Origin of the sequence: Sulfitobacter sp. 1A12056, assembly GCF_043558125.1 — a bacterium.
Taxonomy (GTDB): Bacteria; Pseudomonadota; Alphaproteobacteria; order Rhodobacterales; family Rhodobacteraceae; genus Sulfitobacter; species Sulfitobacter faviae.
In genome coordinates this window covers 468,553-488,025 of record NZ_JBIFFY010000002.1, presented here as the reverse complement: position 1 = coordinate 488,025, position 19,473 = coordinate 468,553, and the positions used below count along the sequence as shown (strand labels likewise).

General features: G+C 63.2%; 19 protein-coding genes. 10 read left to right on the top strand and 9 right to left on the bottom strand.

The annotated features are described in order from the left end of the window. The first annotated feature begins 1 nt into the window (after position 1). The 9 genes from paaZ to ACGYLD_RS06650 all read left to right on the top strand — a co-directional run bounded on the left by paaZ (position 2) and on the right by ACGYLD_RS06650 (position 7,679). A complete protein-coding gene (paaZ, locus tag ACGYLD_RS06690) occupies positions 2-2,026 on the top strand; it encodes a phenylacetic acid degradation bifunctional protein PaaZ (protein ID WP_394401756.1) in 2,025 nt (674 codons plus the stop codon). Further along, positions 2,016-2,795 (top strand): PaaX family transcriptional regulator C-terminal domain-containing protein, encoded by a 780-nt coding sequence (locus tag ACGYLD_RS06685; RefSeq protein WP_394401753.1) that lies wholly within the window; start codon positions 2,016-2,018, stop codon positions 2,793-2,795. Before paaZ ends, ACGYLD_RS06685 begins: the two co-directional genes overlap by 11 nt. A gap of 54 nt (positions 2,796-2,849) precedes the next feature. After that, positions 2,850-3,464, top strand: a complete 615-nt coding sequence (locus ACGYLD_RS06680) for a ribonuclease D (RefSeq protein WP_394401750.1) — start codon at positions 2,850-2,852, stop codon at positions 3,462-3,464. Beyond that, on the top strand, positions 3,461-4,429 hold the full coding sequence (locus ACGYLD_RS06675; RefSeq protein WP_394401747.1) for an SIS domain-containing protein: 969 nt from the start codon (positions 3,461-3,463) through the stop codon (positions 4,427-4,429). Before ACGYLD_RS06680 ends, ACGYLD_RS06675 begins: the two co-directional genes overlap by 4 nt. A 6-nt stretch (positions 4,430-4,435) precedes the next feature. Further along, a complete protein-coding gene (gene lptC / locus ACGYLD_RS06670) occupies positions 4,436-5,044 on the top strand; it encodes an LPS export ABC transporter periplasmic protein LptC (protein WP_209216978.1) in 609 nt (202 codons plus the stop codon). Between the two features lie 5 nt (positions 5,045-5,049). Next, on the top strand, positions 5,050-5,544 hold the full coding sequence (gene lptA, locus ACGYLD_RS06665) for a lipopolysaccharide transport periplasmic protein LptA (protein ID WP_271692745.1): 495 nt from the start codon (positions 5,050-5,052) through the stop codon (positions 5,542-5,544). Next, positions 5,541-6,299, top strand: a complete 759-nt coding sequence (gene lptB, locus ACGYLD_RS06660) for an LPS export ABC transporter ATP-binding protein (protein WP_136720275.1) — start codon at positions 5,541-5,543, stop codon at positions 6,297-6,299. Before lptA ends, lptB begins: the two co-directional genes overlap by 4 nt. A gap of 308 nt (positions 6,300-6,607) precedes the next feature. After that, entirely contained in the window at positions 6,608-7,174 is a 567-nt protein-coding gene (hpf, locus tag ACGYLD_RS06655; RefSeq protein WP_067267651.1) for a ribosome hibernation-promoting factor, HPF/YfiA family, read from the top strand. Between the two features lie 40 nt (positions 7,175-7,214). After that, entirely contained in the window at positions 7,215-7,679 is a 465-nt protein-coding gene (locus ACGYLD_RS06650; RefSeq protein ID WP_067630567.1) for a PTS sugar transporter subunit IIA, read from the top strand. A 37-nt stretch (positions 7,680-7,716) separates the two neighbouring features. On the opposite strand, the gene ACGYLD_RS06645 is transcribed toward ACGYLD_RS06650, so the two are convergent. The 7 genes from ACGYLD_RS06645 to ACGYLD_RS06615 all read right to left on the bottom strand — a co-directional run bounded on the left by ACGYLD_RS06645 (position 7,717) and on the right by ACGYLD_RS06615 (position 16,628). Further along, on the bottom strand, positions 7,717-10,842 hold the full coding sequence (locus ACGYLD_RS06645; RefSeq protein WP_394401743.1) for an efflux RND transporter permease subunit: 3,126 nt from the start codon (positions 10,840-10,842) through the stop codon (positions 7,717-7,719). After that, on the bottom strand, positions 10,839-12,080 hold the full coding sequence (locus ACGYLD_RS06640; protein WP_271692743.1) for an efflux RND transporter periplasmic adaptor subunit: 1,242 nt from the start codon (positions 12,078-12,080) through the stop codon (positions 10,839-10,841). The genes ACGYLD_RS06645 and ACGYLD_RS06640 overlap by 4 nt, the downstream gene beginning before the upstream one ends. Before the next feature lie 42 nt (positions 12,081-12,122). After that, positions 12,123-12,593: a GbsR/MarR family transcriptional regulator gene (locus ACGYLD_RS06635; RefSeq protein WP_394401740.1), complete on the bottom strand. Its 471-nt coding sequence runs from the start codon at positions 12,591-12,593 to the stop codon at positions 12,123-12,125. 123 nt (positions 12,594-12,716) lie between these two features. Next, complete coding sequence (locus ACGYLD_RS06630) at positions 12,717-13,283, bottom strand: membrane integrity-associated transporter subunit PqiC (RefSeq protein ID WP_394401737.1); 567 nt, start codon at positions 13,281-13,283, stop codon at positions 12,717-12,719. 3 nt (positions 13,284-13,286) lie between these two features. Beyond that, positions 13,287-15,371, bottom strand: a complete 2,085-nt coding sequence (locus ACGYLD_RS06625; protein WP_394401734.1) for an MlaD family protein — start codon at positions 15,369-15,371, stop codon at positions 13,287-13,289. After that, on the bottom strand, positions 15,364-16,023 hold the full coding sequence (locus tag ACGYLD_RS06620; protein ID WP_394402048.1) for a paraquat-inducible protein A: 660 nt from the start codon (positions 16,021-16,023) through the stop codon (positions 15,364-15,366). Before ACGYLD_RS06620 ends, ACGYLD_RS06625 begins: the two co-directional genes overlap by 8 nt. Further along, positions 15,981-16,628 (bottom strand): paraquat-inducible protein A, encoded by a 648-nt coding sequence (locus ACGYLD_RS06615; RefSeq protein ID WP_067268191.1) that lies wholly within the window; start codon positions 16,626-16,628, stop codon positions 15,981-15,983. Before ACGYLD_RS06615 ends, ACGYLD_RS06620 begins: the two co-directional genes overlap by 43 nt. Positions 16,629-16,785: 157 nt before the next feature. Here ACGYLD_RS06615 and ACGYLD_RS06610 point away from each other — a divergent pair, with 157 nt between their 5' ends. Then, positions 16,786-17,346, top strand: coding sequence for a type 1 glutamine amidotransferase domain-containing protein (locus ACGYLD_RS06610; protein ID WP_271692739.1), 561 nt, complete (start codon positions 16,786-16,788; stop codon positions 17,344-17,346). A gap of 50 nt (positions 17,347-17,396) precedes the next feature. On the opposite strand, the gene ACGYLD_RS06605 is transcribed toward ACGYLD_RS06610, so the two are convergent. Then, positions 17,397-18,500 carry a CaiB/BaiF CoA-transferase family protein gene (locus ACGYLD_RS06605; RefSeq protein WP_276153779.1) on the bottom strand — a complete coding sequence of 368 codons (1,104 nt, stop codon included), beginning with the start codon at positions 18,498-18,500 and terminating at the stop codon, positions 17,397-17,399. Then, positions 18,497-19,468, bottom strand: a complete 972-nt coding sequence (locus tag ACGYLD_RS06600) for a C45 family autoproteolytic acyltransferase/hydolase (protein WP_209216969.1) — start codon at positions 19,466-19,468, stop codon at positions 18,497-18,499. Before ACGYLD_RS06600 ends, ACGYLD_RS06605 begins: the two co-directional genes overlap by 4 nt. Between the last annotated feature and the right edge of the window lie 5 nt (positions 19,469-19,473).

Here is a 19,473-nt window from a genome sequence, read left to right as displayed (position 1 = left end):
CATGCGCGATATCCACAGTTACGCCGCCGGCGAATGGCTGGCCCCCGGGGCCGGCGCCCGCAACATCGCCAGCGCCATTACCGGCGAGGTGATCGCGCAGGCAGGCAACGACGCGCTGGACGCGGGCGCCATGCTGGGCTTCGCCCGCGAGCACGGCGGCCCCGCCTTGCGAGCCATGACCTTCCACGACCGCGCGCGCATGCTGAAGGCGCTGGCGCTGCACCTGATGGAGCACAAACAGGCGCTCTATGACCTGAGCTACGACACCGGCGCGACGCTGTCAGACCACAAGATCGACGTGGATGGCGGCATCGGCACCATGCTGGTCTTCGCTTCCAAGGGCCGGCGCGAGATGCCGGATGCGCATGTCTACCTCGACGGCGCGCCCGAACAACTGGGCCGCGAGGGGCAGTTCATGGGCCGCCACATCTGCACCCCGCTGCAGGGCGTCGCGGTGCATATCAACGCCTTCAACTTCCCCGTCTGGGGCATGTTGGAGAAGCTCGCCCCCACCCTGCTGGCCGGCGTGCCGGCGATCGTGAAACCGGCCACCGCCACCTGCTACGTGACCGAACATTGCGTGCGGCTGATGCTGGACAGCGGGCTGCTGCCGAAGGGTGCTTTGCAATTCGTGAGCGGCGGCTTGGGCGACATGCTCGACCTGCTTGGTTGTCAGGATGCCGTGGCCTTCACCGGCTCCGCCGACACCGCGCTGAAGCTGCGTGGCAATCCGAAGCTCATGGAAAATTCTGTGCGCTTCACCTCTGAACAAGACAGCCTCAACGCCTCCGTCCTCGGCCCTGATGCCGTGCCGGGGACGCCCGAATTCGACCTTTTCGTCAAGGAAGTGCAGCGCGAGATGACCGCCAAGGCGGGGCAGAAATGCACCGCCATCCGCCGCATCATGGTGCCGCAGGCGCAGGTCGACGCGGTGATCGCGGCGCTCTCCGAGCGTCTCGCCAAGACCACCATCGGCGATCCCCGCGCCGAGGACACGCGCATGGGCGCACTGGTCTCGGGCAGCCAGAAACGCGACGTGCTGGAAAAGGTCGGGCTGCTGAGCGCCGAGGCCGAGCGGGTCTTCGGCGACCCCGACAACTTCACCGTGAAGGGTGCCGACCGCGACAAGGGCGCCTTTCTGCCGCCGATGCTGTTCCACTGCGCCGATCCCGATGCCGCCGAGCGCGTGCATGACACCGAGGCTTTCGGCCCGGTTTCCACCCTCATGCCCTACCGCGATCTCGCCCATGCGAGCGCGCTTCTGAACCGCGGCCAAGGCTCGCTCGTTGCCTCCATCATCACCAACGATGGTGAAGTCGCGCGCGAGTTGACCATGGGCTCTGCAGCCTTTCACGGGCGGCTCTACTTCAACAACCGCAAGTCGATGGCCGAGGCCACGGGCCACGGCTCGCCGCTGCCGCATATGGTGCATGGCGGGCCGGGTCGCGCAGGCGGCGGCGAAGAACTGGGCGGCGTGCGCGGCGTGATGCATTACATGCAGCGCACCGCTGTGCAGGGCAGCCCCGACATCCTCACCGCCATCGGCAAGCAATGGGTGCCCGGCGCCGAGGAGATCAGCGACCGCGCCCACCCCTTCACTCGCCGCTTTACCGAGCTTGATCTGGGCGAGACTTTCCATTCGCCCAGCCGCGAAGTCACGCTCGAGGATATCGAGACCTTCGCCCATTTCACCGGCGATACCTTCTATGCCCACATGGATGACGAGGCCGCCGCCGCGAACCCCTTCTTCCCGGGGCGCGTGGCCCATGGCTACCTGCTGCTGAGCTATGCCGCGGGCCTCTTCGTGCAGCCCGACCCCGGTCCGGTGCTGGCCAACACCGGCCTCGACAACCTGCGCTTCCTTGAACCGGTCTCGGCGGGTGACAGCATCAAGGTGCGGCTCTCGGTCAAGCACAAGACGCCGCGCAACGAGGAATACGGCGAGGTCCGCTGGCATGTGACCCTCACCAACCAGCGTGCGGAGGCGGTAGCCGAATACGACCTGCTGACGATGAATGCCGTCTGACCACGCCCCCTCGGTCGTCGCGGCACTCGCTGGCCTTGGCGGTCAGCGGGTTTGGTCGCTGATGGTTAGCCTTTTCGGCGATCTGGCGCAGGGACAGGGTAATGCGATCGACGGACCGGTGCTGTCGCAAATCATGGCCGCGCTCGACGTGCGGCCCGAGGCAAGCCGCGTGGCGCTGCACCGGCTGCGCAATGATGGCTGGCTACAGTCGCACAAGGTGGGGCGGATCAGCCAGCACAGCCTGACCGCCCAAGGCCGCGCGGAAAGCGCAGCCGCCAGTCCGCGCATCTACGCCGCGCCCCCAGACCTGACGGAGCCTTGGCAGATGGTCGTGACCGAGGAGAACGCGCGCGAGACCGACAGCGCCTTGCGAGAGGCGGGGTTCATCGCCGCCCTGCCCCGCGCCTATGTCGGGCGGGCCGTGAGCGCGGCCCCCACGGGATCCCTTGCCCTGCCCGGCACGCCACCGCCCGAGTGGCTGCGCCGCGCAGTGGAACCCGCCGAGCTTGAGGCTGACTATGACGCACTCTTGGCCGCGCTCACGGCCTTGGATGCCGAGCTTCCCGCGCCAAAGCAACTCACCCCCTTGGACGTCGCGGTCTTGCGCTGCCTGATCGTGCACAACTGGCGGCGATTGGTGCTAAAGCATCCTGCTCTGCCCGGCGGGCTGATCCGCCCCGAGTGGCCCGGCTACCGCTGCCATCTGCTGGTCGACCGCCTTCTGCGCCGCTACCCGCGCCCCGCACTGCAGGATCTGGCCACCGCCTGACGCGGCGCAAAGCCCTGCTTTCCCATGCCGGACAAGCAGGATATAGACGTGCTCATGACAAATTTCCTCTATCAGAACGACCTGCCGAATGACCTCGACCTTGGGCCGATGGTCGCGATTGATTGCGAAACGATGGGGCTGCATCCGCATCGCGACCGGCTCTGTGTCGTGCAGCTTTCGGGCGGCGATGGTCACGCGCATCTGGTGCAGGTCGCCAAGGGCCAGACCGAGGCGCCGAACCTCTGCGCACTGCTGGAGAACCCTCATGTGCTGAAGCTGTTCCACTATGGCCGCTTCGACATTGCCGCGATGCTCAACACCTTTGGCGCCACCGCGACGCCGGTCTATTGCACCAAGATCGCCAGCCGATTGGTGCGCACCTATACCGACCGGCACGGGCTGGCGAAGCTTTGCCAAGAACTTCTGAGCGTCGATATCTCGAAACAGCAGCAATCCAGCGATTGGGGGGCCGAAGAGCTGACCCAAGCGCAGATCGACTATGCCGCCTCTGACGTGCTTTACCTGCACCGGCTGCGCGATGAACTTAACAAACGCCTGATACGCGAAGGCCGGATGGACATGGCGCAGGCCTGTTTCGATTTCCTGCCGATGCGCGCGCGGCTGGATCTGGAGGGATGGCCGGACACGGACATCTTCGCACACGCATGAACACACCTTTCCTCGACACCGCCCGCCGGGTGATCCGCTGCGAAGCCGACGCGCTGACGCTCTTGGCCGACAGCCTTGATGACCGCTTTCGCGCCGCGGTTGACCTGATGCGCACCTGCAAGGGCCGCGTGATCGTCACCGGCATCGGCAAATCGGGCCATATCGGCAACAAGATCGCGGCGACGCTGGCCTCCACCGGCACGCCCGCGCAATTCGTCCACCCGGCCGAAGCGAGCCACGGCGATCTGGGCATGATCACAGCCGCCGATGTGGTGCTGGCGATTTCCAACTCGGGCGAAGCGCCGGAGCTTGCCAACCTCATCGCCTATTCGCGTCGCTATGCCATTCCGCTCATCGGCATCACCAGCCGCCCCGAAAGCAGCCTTGGCCGCCATAGCGACGTGGTGCTCGAACTGCCCCGCACGGCAGAGGCTTGCGGCACCGGCGTGGTGCCCACCACCTCGACCACGCTGACGCTGGCGATGGGCGATGCCGTGGCCGTGGCGCTGATGGAGAACCGCGCCTTCACCGCCGAGCATTTCCGTGACTTCCACCCCGGCGGCAAGCTGGGCGCAAGGCTGAGCCGCGTGGCCGATCTGATGCATGTCGGCGATAAGCTGCCACTGGTCACCGCCGACGCCCCGATGCCCGAGGCGCTGAGCGAGATCAGCCGCAAGGGCTTTGGCGTGGTCTGCGTCACCGATGCGGAAGGCGCGCTGGCCGGGATCATTACCATGGGTGACCTCGCCCGGCATCTGGATGGCTTGATGACCATGACCGCCCGCGACGTCATGACCCCCGGGCCCGTGACCATCACCCCCGACGAATTGGCCGAAAAGGCCGTGGGCGTGATGAACAGCCGCAAGATCACCTGCCTTATCGTGACCGACCCCGCGCAGAACGACGGCAAATCGCCCATCGGGCTGCTGCATATCCACGACTGCCTGCGCGTCGGGCTGGGGTGACGCGGGATGAAGGGGGATCGCCACTCTCGCGTCGTGTCGTGGCTGAAAGTGCTCTTTCCGCTGATCGCGCTGGCGCTGCTATCGACCCTGTTCCTGCTGTCGCGCGCGATTGAACCGCAGGCCGTGATCCCTTTCGCGGACAAAGAGGTTCAAGAACGGCTGCGCGACCAGCAGATCACCGGCCCTTTCTATTCCGGCACCACGGCGGATGGCGATCTGATCTCTTTCTCTGCCGAAAAGCTGACCACCCCGGGCGGGGAGACCGGCACCAATGAGGCCGAAGAGATTGAGGCCACGCTGGACCTAGAAGGCGGCTCCAAAATCACGCTGCACTCCAACAGCGGGCGGTTCGACACTGGGGCTGAGGAGGCGGAACTGGCGGGCGATGTGCGGGTTAGCACCTCAACCGGCTACGAAATCCTGTCCGAGCGCATGATCTCGAACCTCACCACGCTGGACCTGCAATCGCCCGGTCCGGTGCGCGCCACCAGCCCCGCGGGCGAGATCACCGCCGGAAGCATGGCCATCACCAACCGGCAGAACAGCGCCGGATCGCAATTGCTTTTCACAAAGGGTGTGAAACTGATATACACGCCGCAAGCAACGAAAGAGTAACTGCCTTGAGACATTTGTTTATTTTGATGCTGCCGCTGTTTTTCGCGCTGCAGGCCGCCCCTGTCTCTGCACAATCTGCCAATGTCGCCTTCGGCGCGCTTGAGCAAGACACCAGCCAACCCGTCGAAGTGACCGCCGATAACCTGTCGGTCGACAATGCAACGGGCACCGCCGTCTTTACGGGCAATGTTTTGATTTCTCAGGGCGAAATGACCCTCTCCGCCGGGAAGGTCGAGGTCGTCTATCGCGCCTCGGATCAGGGCATCGCCAAGCTGGCGGCCACCGGCGGCGTGGTCTTGGTCGCGGGTGAGGACGCCGCTGAATCGCAGCGCGCCGACTACGACATCGACGCAGGCACCTTGGTAATGCGCGGCGATGTGCTGATGACCCAAGGCCCCAGTGCGCTGAGCGCGCAGGAAATGACGGTGAACCTGAACGACGGCACGGCGCAGATGTCGGGCGGCGTGAAGACCATTTTGCAGCCCGGCAGCGACAACTGATGCCGCCTGAACTGAAAGTCGCCGGGGGCGATTCCGGCCTGCGCATTCAGCATCTGCGCAAGTCTTACCGCAAGAAAGCGGTGATCCGCGACTTTTCGATGGCGCTTGACCGGGGGGAGGTCGTGGCGCTTTTGGGGCCGAACGGCTCGGGCAAGACGACCACTTTCTACGCGGTGGCCGGTCTGGTCACGCCCGAGGGCGGGCGCGTTACCGTGGACGGCAAAGATGTGACCACCCTGCCCATGTACCGCCGCGCGCAGCTTGGCATCGGCTATCTGCCGCAGGAGATGAGCATTTTTCGCGGGCTGTCGGTGCAAGACAACATCAGCGCGATCCTCGATATCCGGGTCAAACACCGCCACCAGCGCCGCGAACGGCTGGAAGAGTTGCTGACCGAATTTTCCATCGAACACCTCCGCCGCGCACCTGCCCTGGCGCTATCAGGCGGGGAGCGGCGCCGGGTGGAAATCGCCCGCTGTCTGGCCGCTAACCCGAACTATCTGCTGCTTGATGAACCCTTCGCCGGGGTCGATCCGATCTCGGTCGGGGACATTCGGCAACTGGTTGCCGACCTCAAGAAACGCGGCATCGGGGTGCTGATCACCGACCACAATGTGCGCGAAACCCTAGAGATCGTGGACCGCGCCTATATCCTGCATGAGGGCAAAGTTCTGATGTCCGGAACGCCCGAAGAAGTTGTGCAAAACGAGAATGTGCGCCGCGTCTACCTTGGCGATAATTTCCGTATTTCCTAAGACTTAGCGCGTTTTTCCGGGCCTGCCAGCCCTCGGCGAAGCCTTGCTCGCATGATGCGGAAAACCGCTCTGATTCTAGCGATAAAAGGATGGCGCGCGCATTGGCGCCATTGACTTTCAAACCGAAACGCGGCCTCATTGAGCTATGGTGACATCGCGTTCCTGTTTGATCCTGCATCGCCCTTCCCGCGAAGGAACGGTCAAAATCATCCTGGTCGCAGCGCCATTCCTCCATATCTGAAAGTTGTCGCGCTCCACGCATGTGGACCGTTTGGCAATGTTCGGAACAAGAAAGACAAGGAGACGATATGCGGTATCAGATCAGTGGCAAACAGATCGACATTGGCGACGCGCTTCGGACACATGTCCGGACCGAACTGGACGAGGCGGTCAGCAAATATGCCGAACGCCCGACAGATGCGATGGTGGTGTTTTCCAAAACGGGCCACGAATTTGCCTGCGAGGCGACCGTGCATCTTTCCACCGGTCTCAATGCGTCGGCCAAGGCCAAGGCGACAGAGATCTATGCCGCCTTCGACAGCTGCTGCGAAAAGATGGAAAAACAGCTGCGCCGCTATAAGCGCCGCCTGAAAGACCATCACAAAGAACGCGCCGAACCGGTTGAACTTCTGGGGGCGTCCTCCTATATCCTCGCGTCAGACAGCGATTCAGATGCGCAGGAACCTGATACCCTCCAACCCATGATCATTGCGGAGATGCAGACGAAGGTGCCAACTTTGTCTGTCGGCGAAGCGGTGATGCAAATGGAATTGTCAGGCGATCCGGTGCTATTGTTTCGCAAGGAAGGCCAGGAAGGGATGAATGTCGTGTACCGCCGCGAAGACGGCAACATCGGCTGGATCGACCCTTCGTAACCCACGGCGGTAACTTCCGCCACAGAGCAGGGCGAGCGGAATGGATTTCGGCAAACTCCTCAAGCCAGAGGCCGTGAAGGTTTTGACTTCGGCTTCGAGCAAGAAGCGTCTGATGCAGGATATCGGCGAACTCGCCCAGCAAGCCTATGGGCTGCCGGCCGGCCAAGTAGTAGATGCGCTGATGACGCGCGAAACCCTCGGGCCGACCGGTGTCGGCCATGGCGTTGCCCTGCCCCACGCGCGGATGGACGGGATCGACAAGGTCGTCGGTGCCTTCGTCTTGCTGGACAAGCCGATTGATTTCTCCTCGGTCGACCGGCAACCGGTCGACGTGGCCTTTGCCCTCTTCGCCCCCGAAGATGCGGGGGTGGAGCACCTCAAAGCGCTGGCACTGGTGGCCCGCACGCTGCGCGACACCAGCATCTGCACCAAGCTGCGGTCGAACCCCGACCCGGCCACGCTTTACACGATCCTGACCGAAGACAAGGCCGATAAGGCGGCTTGATTTTGGGCCGCTTGATCTTGGGCCGCCTGATCTTGCGCTAGACGGCGACCGGCTCCGGCGGGGTCGGCTCGGCGCGTTTCGCTTTCTTCTCTCCCAGCATCAACATCGCCGGTGTCACCACCAGCGTCAGCACGGTGGCGACCACCAGACCGCCCGCGATGGCCGAGCTCAGCTCGGTCCACCATTGGGTGGAAGGCGCGCCATAGACGATCTCGCGCGTGAAGAAGTTGATGTTGAGGCCGATCACCATGGGCATCAGGCCAAGCGCCGTGGTGACCGACGTCAGCACCACGGGCCGCAAACGCTGCGCCCCGGTGCGCAGCGCTGCCTCTAGCGGCGACAGCCCCAGTTTCTTGAGGTCGTTATAGGTGTCAATCAGAACGATATTGTTGTTCACCACGATCCCCGCCAGCGCGATCACCCCGATGCCGCCCATGACCACCCCGAAGGGCCGTCCGGTGATCAGCAGGCCAAAAAGCACCCCGGCGATCGAAAAGACAATGGCCGACATGACGACAAAGGCTTGGTAGAAGCTGTTGAACTGGATCACGAGGATCACGAACATCAGGAAAATCGCGGTGATGAAGGCGCCGACGAGGAAGATCATCGATTCCTGCTGGTCCTCCGCCTCCCCAGCGAAGGAGGCTTCGACACCCGGCGGCAAGTCCATCGCATCAATCGCGCTGCGCAGCGCGACGGTCTGGTCGTTCACCAAGACGCCCGGCGCGACATTGGCCTCGATCGTCACCACCCGCTCTTGATCCACCCGCGTGATCGTGCCGGTCCGCGGACTCGGCTCGAAAGTCACAAAGTTCGAGATCGGCACCAGCCCTGCGGAGGTCGGCACGCGCAGCGATTGCAACTCTTCCAGCGTGCGCTCATCGGAGGGGAAGCGCACGTTGATGTCGATGGAGCCTTCGGCATCGTCAGGCCGGTAATCCGCGACCGTGATGCCCCGTGTCAGTAGTTGCACCGCCTGCCCCAGGGTCGAGATATCGGCCCCGAACCGCGCGGCCTCGGACCGGTTCACGGCGATGCGCCATTCCACCCCCGGCAGAGGGCGCGAGTCGGTCACATCGGTGAAACCGCCGATATCGGCCATCTTCTCGCGAATCTGATCCACCACCTGCTGCTGCACCTGCGGGTCATGCGCCTCGATCCGCAAATTGACGGGTTTGCCCGCCGAGGGGCCGTTCGAGGCGGTCTGCACCTGCACGTCGATCCCCGGAATGGCCGCCATCTCGGTCCGGATTTCCTCGCCAATGATGGCGGCGGGGCGGCGTTCGTCCCATTCGGTGAACTCAACCTGAATGGTGCCGATCAAATCCGCGCTGTCGCGGTTGCTGCTGCCGGTGCGGGCATAGACGCTGGCGATCTCGTCATAAGCAAAGAGGCGCTGCTCGACCTGCCGCACCAGCGCGTCTTGTTCGTAAATCGAGAAATTGTCCCGCGCGCGCACCTGCACCTGCGCAAAATCAGGCTCTACATCGGGGAAAAAGGTGATGCCGTTGCCGAATTGCGCATAGGCCGTAAAGCCGCCCATCAGCATAGAGATGGCAAGGATCAGGGTCATCCACGGGCGCAGGATGGCGAATTGCAGCAGTTTGACATAGCCGCCGGTAAAGCCCTTCAGGTCACGCGGGTCGCCCTGTTCAGCGGCATGGAGCGTCGCCTTATCCTTGGCCGATTGCGGGGGCCGCTTGCCAATGATCCCGCCGACCACGGGGATAAAGACCAGCGCCATGAAAAGCGATGCGGTCAGGGTCAGGATCACCGTGATGGGCAGAAATTTCATGAACTCCCCCACCGTGCCGGTCCAGAACAGCAGCGGGAAGAACACGCTGAGCGTCGTCGCCGTGGAGGCGATGATCGGCCATGCCATGCGTTTGGCGGCATGGGCATAGGCGGCGCGGGGCGAATGCCCCTCTTGTAGGCGGCGGTCGGCCAGTTCGGTGGTCACGATGGCCCCGTCCACCAGCATCCCCACCACAAGGATCAGCGAAAACAACACGACGAGGTTCATCGTATAGCCCATGACCCAAAGCGCCGTGACCCCGGCCAAGAAGGCCCCCGGAATGGCCAAGCCCACCAGCAGGGCCGAGCGGACGCCCAAGGCCCAGACAATCACGATCATCACAAGGATGACCGCCGCGATGACATTGGCCTCAAGATCGCTGAGCATGTCTTGGACCTGCTCGGATTCGTCTTGGGTGTATTTGACGGTGATGCTGTCGGGCCATTCCGCGCGCATCTCGTCGATCAACTCCCGCACCGCCGCGACTGTCTCGATAATATTCGCGCCCGAGCGTTTCTTGATCTCAAGTGCCAGCGCGGGCTGGCCGTCGATCCGGGCGAAGCCGGTCGGGTCTTTGAAGGTTCGGCGGATCGTGGCGACATCGGCAAAGGTCACGACCGTATCGCCGCGCACCTTGATCGGCAGAGACATAACGTCTTCGACATTCTCGATCAGCCCCGGCACCTTGAGCACCAGCCGCCCCGCGCCGCTTTCAATCGCCCCCGCCGCGATCAGGCGGTTGTTGCGGTTGATCTGGCTGATCAGCTCTTCGAAAGAGATGTTATAGGTCTCAAAGACCGTAGGGTCGATCAGCACCTCCAAAAGCTCGGTCCGCTCCCCCCCGACATCGACTTCAAGCACGCCGGACAGCCCTTCGATCGCGTCCTTCAACTCTTCGGAAATGGAGTTGAGCGTCCGTTCCGGCACCGGGCCGGAGAGGATCGCGGTTAGGATCGGGAAAAGCGCCGTGTTGATCTCGGTCACGACCGGGTCGGTGGCGTCTTCGGGCAGGTCCGACTTGGCACGGTCCACGCCCTCGCGCACCTTGTCGAGCGCCTCATCGGAATCGAACCCCGGCTCGAACTCCAACTGCACCGAAGCATGGCCTTCGGCCCCGTTCGAGGTGATCTGCTTCAGCCCGGTGATGGCGCTAAGTTCGGTCTCAAGCGGTTCCACGAGCAGCCGCTCGCTGTCCTCGGGTGAGATTCCCTCAAGAGAGGTCGAGACATAAAGCGTCGGGATCGGAATTTCGGGCGAGCTTTCCTTGGGAATGCCGACATAGGCATAGGCCCCGACGGCCAAGATCATCACCAAGCTCAGGATCACCACGCGGGCGCGGCTGAAAGCGGCGTCGATCAGCGTGTTCATTCCACCTGCTCCGGCTGGGCGGCTTCGGCGCTACCGGTGATCTGGCCATCTCCGGTCGGTTGTTCTTCCAACTCGTCAATCTCTGGCACGCCCGCCATGGGCTGCGCTTGATCTTCGCTTTCGCCGCTGGTTTCGGGCTGCGGATTGACCGTCTCGCCATCATTCACGAAACCCTGCCCGATGGTGATGATCTGGGCCTCATCCGGCAGGCCCGCGATCCAGATACCATCGGTCTGGGCCCGCACAATGGCGATCTTGTTGAACACGACCTTATTGTCACCGTTCACCGTTTTGACGCCCAAGGTACCATTGGTGTCCAAGGACAGGATCGCCGGAGAGACGAAATGCGCGCGGGTCTCGCCCGTAGGGATGCGCACGCGGGCCGAAATGCCTGCGGGAATCGCCCCATCGGCGTTTTCGACCCTGACTTCGGCGGTAAAGGTCCGGGTTTCGGCGCTGGCACTGCTGGAGACGAACTGCACCTTGCCCTGCGCCTCTGTCCCGGTGATGAAGACGACCTCGGCATCTTGCCCTTCTTCGATGTCTTTGAGCGATTGCTGCGGCACCTGCACTTGGATCGTCAGTGGCGTGTTGTCGACCAGCCGCGCGATTTCCTCACCGGTCGACACGAACTCTCCGGCTGAGATGTCCAACATCTCCAACCGGCCGGGAAATGGGGCGCGGATTTCGGTGTTGTTCAGCGCCTCTTCGGCGGCAGTGACCGAGGCTTGAGCGGCGGCCAAGGTCGCGCGCGCTTGGCTCACGCGGTCCACGGTCGAGACGCCGCGGTCCAGCAGCGCTTGGGCATTGTCGTATTCGCGCTGTGCGCGGCTCAATTCCTCACGCGCGCGGGCCAGATCGGAATCGCGCGCCGTGGTGCTGAGCCGCGCGATCAACGCGCCCGCTTCGACCGCATCGCCCTTGGCGACCAGCACCTCGGCAATCTCCCCACCCGCTTCGGCGCGGACCATCGTATCGCGGTCCGGCAGGGCCTGCCCTTCGGCCACGAAGACCTGCGTCACGCTATCCGCCTGAGAGCCGCGCACGGCCACCGTCACCGCTTCGGGAGCAATGGGCGCAGGCGCGGCTTCTTCGGTCTCTTCGGAGGGGATAATATAGCCGCTGCCCATCCAAAGAGCGATCAACAGCGCGATCCCACCGGCGATGAACTTCGACCGTTTCGAGCCGGCATCGCTGTCGAATGAAAGCGTCTGGCGCTCTTGAGATGTGTCACTCATTGATCGAACTCCATCACCGCGACCCCGTGATCGGGCCGCGCGTCAATTCTTGGGCTTGCTCACCCGGGTTGCTACGTCATCAAGCGCGGCGCTGATCGTGTCATAGAAGGCGGCGAAAGTATCGAGCCTTTCGCGCACCCCTTCGGCCTCCTCGGGCAGCTTGCGGATCGTATCGTTAATCTCGGATTTGGCGTGGCGAGTCCCTGCCAGCGCGTATTTCGTCATTGCGGCATAGGCGTCATCGGCGAGTTGGAAGTAGTCCTGCCGGTCGCCGGTCTTGTTCACACGCCGGATCAACCCCCGCTCTTCGAGCAGGCGAATGGAAGTGCTGATTGTGGCGCGGCTGACGGAAAGGCGGCGCGACAGCGCGCCAAAGGCAATCGGCTCGCCCTCGAAAACCAACATCGCAAAGACCTGCCCTGCCATGCGCGGCAACCCCTCGCCCATGGCGACGACGCCCATGCGGGTGATGAAGTCATCGCGGACTTGGTCGATTTGGTCAGTGCTATCCATCATTCCCCGTCCACGGCAGGCGCGTTGACGGTAGATAGACAGGGCGGGGCACAAATCAAGACTATTCAGAATTTTCCGAACAGACGGAACAACGCGCGTCGCCGGTAGCCCCGGCGCTCGACCCTACTTCAACCCGTTCCGGGCGATATAGCGGGCCAGATCAAGGACGAGTTGCCCCCGCGCCGCGGCGATGGCGTTTGCGCCACCTTCGGGATTGAACGGCACGCTGAGGTCAAACAGGCCCGACCGCTCCCGCCGGTCATCGCGGACGGCCACGAAATACTGACCGGAGGCGCGGAACTCCCCCGCTTCGGTGGCCACCAGTTCGGCAAAGCGCACTTCGAGGCTGGCATCGGGGAAGGCTTCGAACGGCCAAGGCTCGGATGCGATGCGCCGCCCCGTCATCCGCGCAAGGTTCTGGCTAAGCTCCAGCGCCACGGCCCGTTCGGGCGCATCGGCCCAAAGCACATCGGTCGAACTGACCAGACGGCCATCGGCCAACTGCACCGAGATCTCTTCGGCGGCGGCGTAGGTCGGCAAAGACACGTCGCGCACTTCGACAGAGCTGAAGGCGATGGAGGTCTTCTCTGTCACCGCCGGGGTGCGGACGGGGAAACGTTCAGCCGTGCCGCCACAGGCTGCCAAGGCAGCCAGGAGGCCAACGGTGATCAAGGGTCTTGCAAATGTCATGCGTTACCGTCCCAGCAATAGAGAATTGGGGTTACGTTCGATGGTCCGCGCCAAAGATGCAAGGGCATCGGCGGCTTTCTGAATGTCGCGCAGGGTGCGTTCGGCGCTGCGGCTCAGCTGCTCACCCTGATTATAGCCTTCGATGGTGCGGCTGGCTTGGGCAAATAGCGCGGTCAAACGCTCGACCACCTGCGGCAGGTCTTGGGCCGAGAGGGCGATATTGTCCGCCGCGTTGCGGGCCGAGGCCAAGGTGCGGTTCACATTCTCGACCGCGCCGCCTTCGCGCAGCTCTTCCAATGTGGCGTTCAATTCGTCCAAGGCGCGTTTCAATGCGCCCGGCAGGGCCACCGCATCTTCGGTGCCGATCACCGCATCGGCGGATTCGGTCAGGTCGGTGAGTGCGACGACCAGTTCTTCGACCTCAAGCGTTTCGGCCTTGGCCGCCACCGCCTGAATGCGCTCCACCAACTCCGGCACGCCTTCGACCGAGGAGGACACCGCATTGGCCGCATCCGACGCGCCTTCGAGCGCGGCGGAAAGCCGTTCGGCAATCCGCTCTTCTTCAAGCTGGGCCACCAGTTCTTCGATCCGTACCAGCGTGCCGTTCAGGGCCACCGGCACGTTCTTGACCTCTTCGGAGGAGACCAGCCCGGTCAGTTCGCCCAGCAAGGTCCGCACATCCTGCGGGGTTTCGCGCAGATCCTCGTCCGAAACGAAAGCTTCTGCCGAGTTAAGAAAGGTAATCGCGCTGTTGAGCAATTCTTCAATCGGCAGGCTGTTGATGCGGGTAAAGACCCCTTCGACCGTGGCCGCGGCATCGGAGACATCGCTTTCCGTGGTCGGCATCAGCGCAAGGCCATTCTCCGTCTCGGCCAACGACGCTTCGGGTGCGTCTTCCACCCTCACGAATTCAACCTTCAAACCACCCGTCAGAAGGCTGGCCGAGGCCAGCCGCGCGCGCAGCCCGTCTTCCACACGTTCCTTCAGGAAGGCCAAAGCCGCTTCGGCGGTCACATCGTCCTGCATCCCTAAATGCGCCGGTTGGATCGACAGGATGGCGTTCAGCCGGACGCGGCTGTCGCCGAAACGTTCGAAATCCACCAGCCCCGAGAGGGTCTCGACCTCACCGATCTCCAGCCCGCTCATCTCAACCGGAGCGCCGACGATCAGACCCGAGATATTGTCGTCGAACACGACGCTCAGCTTCAGCGGATCGACCTCGGAGGCGTTGAAGACAGAGTTCCGCGCGGTTTCCTTGTCAGGGTAGATCTCAAACACCGTCCCGTCAGACACCTGCGCCCCGCCTGAGACGAAAGTGTCAAAGGTGATGCCGCCGCCGACGAGGGTCGCCAACGAGGAAAAGTCGATCTCGGCCCCCGCCGGGCCGATGTTGACGCTAAAGCCCGATGCATCCCAAAACCGGGTGGATTCATTGATCAGCTGGCGGTGCTCTTCGAAAATCAGTGCCTCGACAATGGCGTAGTTGCCGCGCGGGGCGATCTTGGCATAGCCGACGCGGCCCACTTCGATGCCCTTGTAAAGGATCGGCGCATTGTCGGTCAGATGCCCGTTCGCGGTGGAGCGGAAGGCAATCTCAAGCCCGCCTTGGCCACCGCGGATCAGCGGCTCGGTCGACGATCCCTGAAAGCGCTCTGCCGCGGGGCCGACCTGTTGGTCCCAAGACCCTTCGATATAGACACCGCTCAGCACCGTGCTGAGACCGGTGATGCCCTGTGCGGTGACCTCGGGCTGCACGACCCAGAAGACCGCGCCATTGTCGATATAAGGCGCCACGTCCTTGTCGACGCGGATATGCGCCGTCACCCGGTCCAAACCCGAGGTGAAGCCGACCTTCTCGACCACCCCGACCGTCACATCGCGAAAGCGCAATTCGGTCTCTCCGGCAGAGATACCCGCGCCCTCTTCGAATTCCACGACGATCACCGGGCCGCGCTCACTATAAGACCGATAGGCCACGAAAAGCGCCACGATCAGAGCGAGGATCGGGATGATCCAGATCACCGAGGCCCCGCTGAGAAACATCTTGCGGGTCGGGGAAATCGGTACGTCGGGAGGCGTCTTAGTCATTGGTTTTCAGGCCCTCGTCCTTGGTCTGAGCGTCCCAGATCATACGGGTGTCGAACGCTTGTGCCGCCAGCATGGTAAAGATCACGGAGAGGGCAAAAAAGATGCTCGCGGTACCGGGATTGATGGCGGCCAGTGTCTTGAGTTGCACCAGAGACGACAAAATCGCAACCACAAAGATATCGATCATCGACCAGCGTCCGATGTACTCAACCACTTCGTAAAGGTAATGCCGCTGGCGCTGCGAGGTGACAGAGCGCCGTTTGACGCTGATCGCAAGAAAGGCCACGGCCATGAATTTGGCCAACGGAATGGCGACAGAGGCGAAGAGGATGATCAGGGCGATCCCCCAGTTGCCATATTGCGCCAGTTCCACCGCGCCGCCGATGATCGTGCTTTCCTCGACCTGAAACAGCGTGCGGGTCTTGAGCATCGGATAGGTATTCGCGGGGATGTAACACATCAGCCCCACCGTCCAGAATGCCCAGACACGCTGAAGGCTCATCCGATCGCGCGAGACCAGCTTGCTGCCACAACGGCTGCAAATCTCCGTGCCCATCGGCGCGGGCTTGTTACAGCGGGTGCAGGCCACGATGCCCAACTCCCGTGCGCTCACGATGTCTTGGGATGTTCCAGAGAGTTCCATACGGACCATTTGCATAAGAATCTGTCCTGCGCGATGACGAGGATCACCAACGCGCCGAACATGTAAAACGCGGGGCCAAAGCCCACATCGGCCAGATCGGCCACTTTGACCAGCGCCACGGCACAGCCGATGGCAAAAACCTCGGCCATCGACCAAGGGCGCAGTTCCTCCGACAGGCGAAAGGCGGCGACGGCATGGCGCGCGGGCGGGCGATCCAGCACCACGGGGATCAGCACATAGAGCGTCAGCAGCACCCGCAAGAGCGGGATGAAAAAGATCAGCGCCGCCGTGGCCAGCGACAAGAGGATCATCGGCCCGCCGGAAAAGGCAAGCGCTGCATCCAGCACCGATACCGCGTTGCTGGCCCCCGCCGCGTCGATGGTGAGAAAAGGAAAGACCGCCGCCCCGATGATCAAGACCATGACCGCCACCGCCACGGCGATGATCTGCAACCCGGCGTTCCTGCGGGGCGTGATCAGGGCGGTATGGCACCGCTCACAACTCGCCCGCTCCCCGTGGGCGGGGCGGCGCAGCCGATAGACGGCGTCGCATTGCGGACAGACGATCAATTCGTCCATGGGCAATTCGGCAAGGGGGGTGTCGGGGCGATCCATTCTGAACGCATATATGATGCCGTCCTTTGACGTATCAACAAATATTCACCGCCCTGTGGCGCATCTGCACCGGCGGATCATCGCCCTCGCGCGAATGTGAGGGGAACAGGCGGCCATGCAGACCGTTGGTCTAGCAGAAATGACAAAGGAGAAAGCAATGACCGATATCACCAATGCAAAGATCCTGATCCTCGCCACCAATGGCTTTGAGCAGTCCGAACTGGAAAAACCCCTGAACGATCTGCGCGACCGCGGCGCCACCGTCCATGTGGCCACGCCCGACGGCAATGAGATCAAGGGTTGGGACGAAGATGACTGGGGCAACACCGTGCCCGCAGACCTCGCCCTTCAGGACGTGAATGTCGACGACTACCAAGGCATCGTGCTGCCCGGTGGCCAGATAAACCCCGACCTGCTGCGCGCCAACGAAGACGCAGTGGCTTTGATCCGCAAGTTCCACGACAGCGGCAAAACCGTCGCCGCCATCTGCCACGCCCCGTGGCTGCTGATCGAGGCGGGCATCATCAAGGGCCGCAAGGCGACCTCCTTCCCCTCCATCGCGACGGATGTGAAGAATGCCGGCGCGCATTACGAAGACAGCGAAGTGGTGGCCGACCAAGGCATCGTGACCAGCCGCTCGCCCAAGGATCTCGACGCTTTCGTCGCCAAGATCGTCGAGGAAATCGAAGAGGGCAAACACGACCGCAAAGCGGCCTGAGCCTTACTTTGGTTCTCGGATTTACCCCCGGTCTTATGGCCGGGGGTTTTTCATGCGCGGCCCAAACTTACACCGAGTTCGGCAAGTACCGCATCGGTATCCGCGCCGATGGCCCGTGGGGGGCTAGGCATCTGTGGCGCGGAACCGTCAAACCGCGGCGCTTGGCCTGATTGCAACACGCCATTCGCCCTCACCACATTGCCCCGCGCCGCCATCTGCGGATGATCCGGCGCTTCGGAAAAGCTCAGCACCGGGGCCACGCAGGCATCCGAGCCGTCAAAATGCGCCGCCCAGTCGTCCCGGGCGCGGGTAACAAAGATCGCGGAGAACTCAGCGATGCGCGCCTCCCATGTCGTCCTGTCGTTCTGGCTCTCGGCAAGCTCCGCAGGCAGGCCCAACTTCTCTAACAGGATCGCGTAGAACTGCGGCTCCAAAGCCCCGACCGAGATGAATTTCCCATCCGCACAGGTGTAGCAACGGTAAAACGGCGCAGCCCCGTCGAGCCAATTGGCGGCACGCTTTTCGGTCCACGCGCCTTGGGCCAGCATGCCATGGATCAGCCCCATCATCGCAGGCACCCCATCGACCATCGCGGCATCGACGACTTGGCCCTTACCGGTCACTCCGCGTTCGATGACGGCAGCAAGGATACCGAACAGCAAGAACATCGTCCCGCCGCCGTAATCCGCCACCATGTTCAGGGGCGGCACCGGGGGCGCATCGGCGCGGCCTATGGCATGAAGTGCCCCTGTTAGAGCCAGATAATTGATGTCATGCCCCGCCGTCTGCGCCCATGGGCCGGTCTGGCCCCAGCCGGTCATGCGGCCATAGATCAGAGCCTCGGGGCAGACGTCAGGGCCAAGGCCCAAACGTTCCATCACGCCGGGGCGAAACCCTTCGATCAGCACATCGGCAGAAGCGATCAGCGCCTTTGCCGCGGCGATCCCTTCGGCGGTTTTCAGGTTCAACACCACCGACCGCTTGCCGCGCCGGTTGATGTCCGACGGGTCCGCCGGGGCGGCGTTGCGGTCAATCGTGATTACATCCGCGCCTAGATCGGCCAGCAGTTGCCCCGCCAGCGGCGCGGGGCCAAGGCCGGAAAACTCCACCACCCTGAGCGAGGACAGCGGCCCTTTGCGCGCCGCCCCGCTCATGCCGCCCCCGGCACCAAGACCTGCCGCGCCCCTTCGGTGAAATCAGACAGCGACAGCGCCCATGTCGTGCCGGGCCAGCGCAATTCCATCTCGCGTTTGCGCGGACGGTAGACGGCGGTGTAAAGCGTGCCGAACCCGGCGTTGAAGGCCGTGGAATAAAGCGGCGGCTTGAGGAAGGCGCCGATGAACTTTTCCTCCGGGTCGCGGTGCAGACGCAGACGTTGCAACAGGTAGCGCTCCCGCTCGACCGTGGCGGTAAAGCGGGCGTGGCTGATCCACTCCACATTCTCTTGATGGTTGGTCGCCACCGCGGCGCGGGTGATGACAGCGGGACGATCGGGGGCCATCATGGCTGTCAGGTAACTGCGCTTTCGGTCGAGTACGGTGACGTTGTAGCTCATATGCGTGGGCACCCGCGCCAGCACCTCGCCCGCCTCCTGCGCGGTTTCGCAGGTCTGCAAGACATAGCGCAGGATCAGCGGCACGCCGAAGCCCTCGCCCACCACACGCCGCCCGCCAAAGGTCAGCGAGATCGACAGCCCTGCATCATTCACCCCGTCGACCAGCCCCCAAAGCCCGTCGGAGGTACCCATGACCTGCCGCCCCTGCCAGCCGGTGCGCAGCACCATCGCGTCAAAGGCATTGGGGTTATAGTCATAGTTGCGCACCATGACCGGCTCTTTCCCCGCCCAGATCGCCTGCGAACAGGCCGAGAGATAGGGCGGCGGGCAATAGAAACTAAGGAAGCGCGCCGCGTGATCGCCGCCGCCTGCTAGACTGCAAAGCTGGTCATATAGCGGAAGCATCTCAGGCATATGCTGGGCCAGCGCACGGCGGCATTGGGCATAGGTCGGGCGCGCGGCCTCCCCTTCCTTCAACCACCATGCGTGATAATCAGGCCAATAGGCCGCAAAGAGACCGGCCCATTTCGGGCCGGGCTGGTCTTCGGACAATGCGCGCCAGTACATCGCGG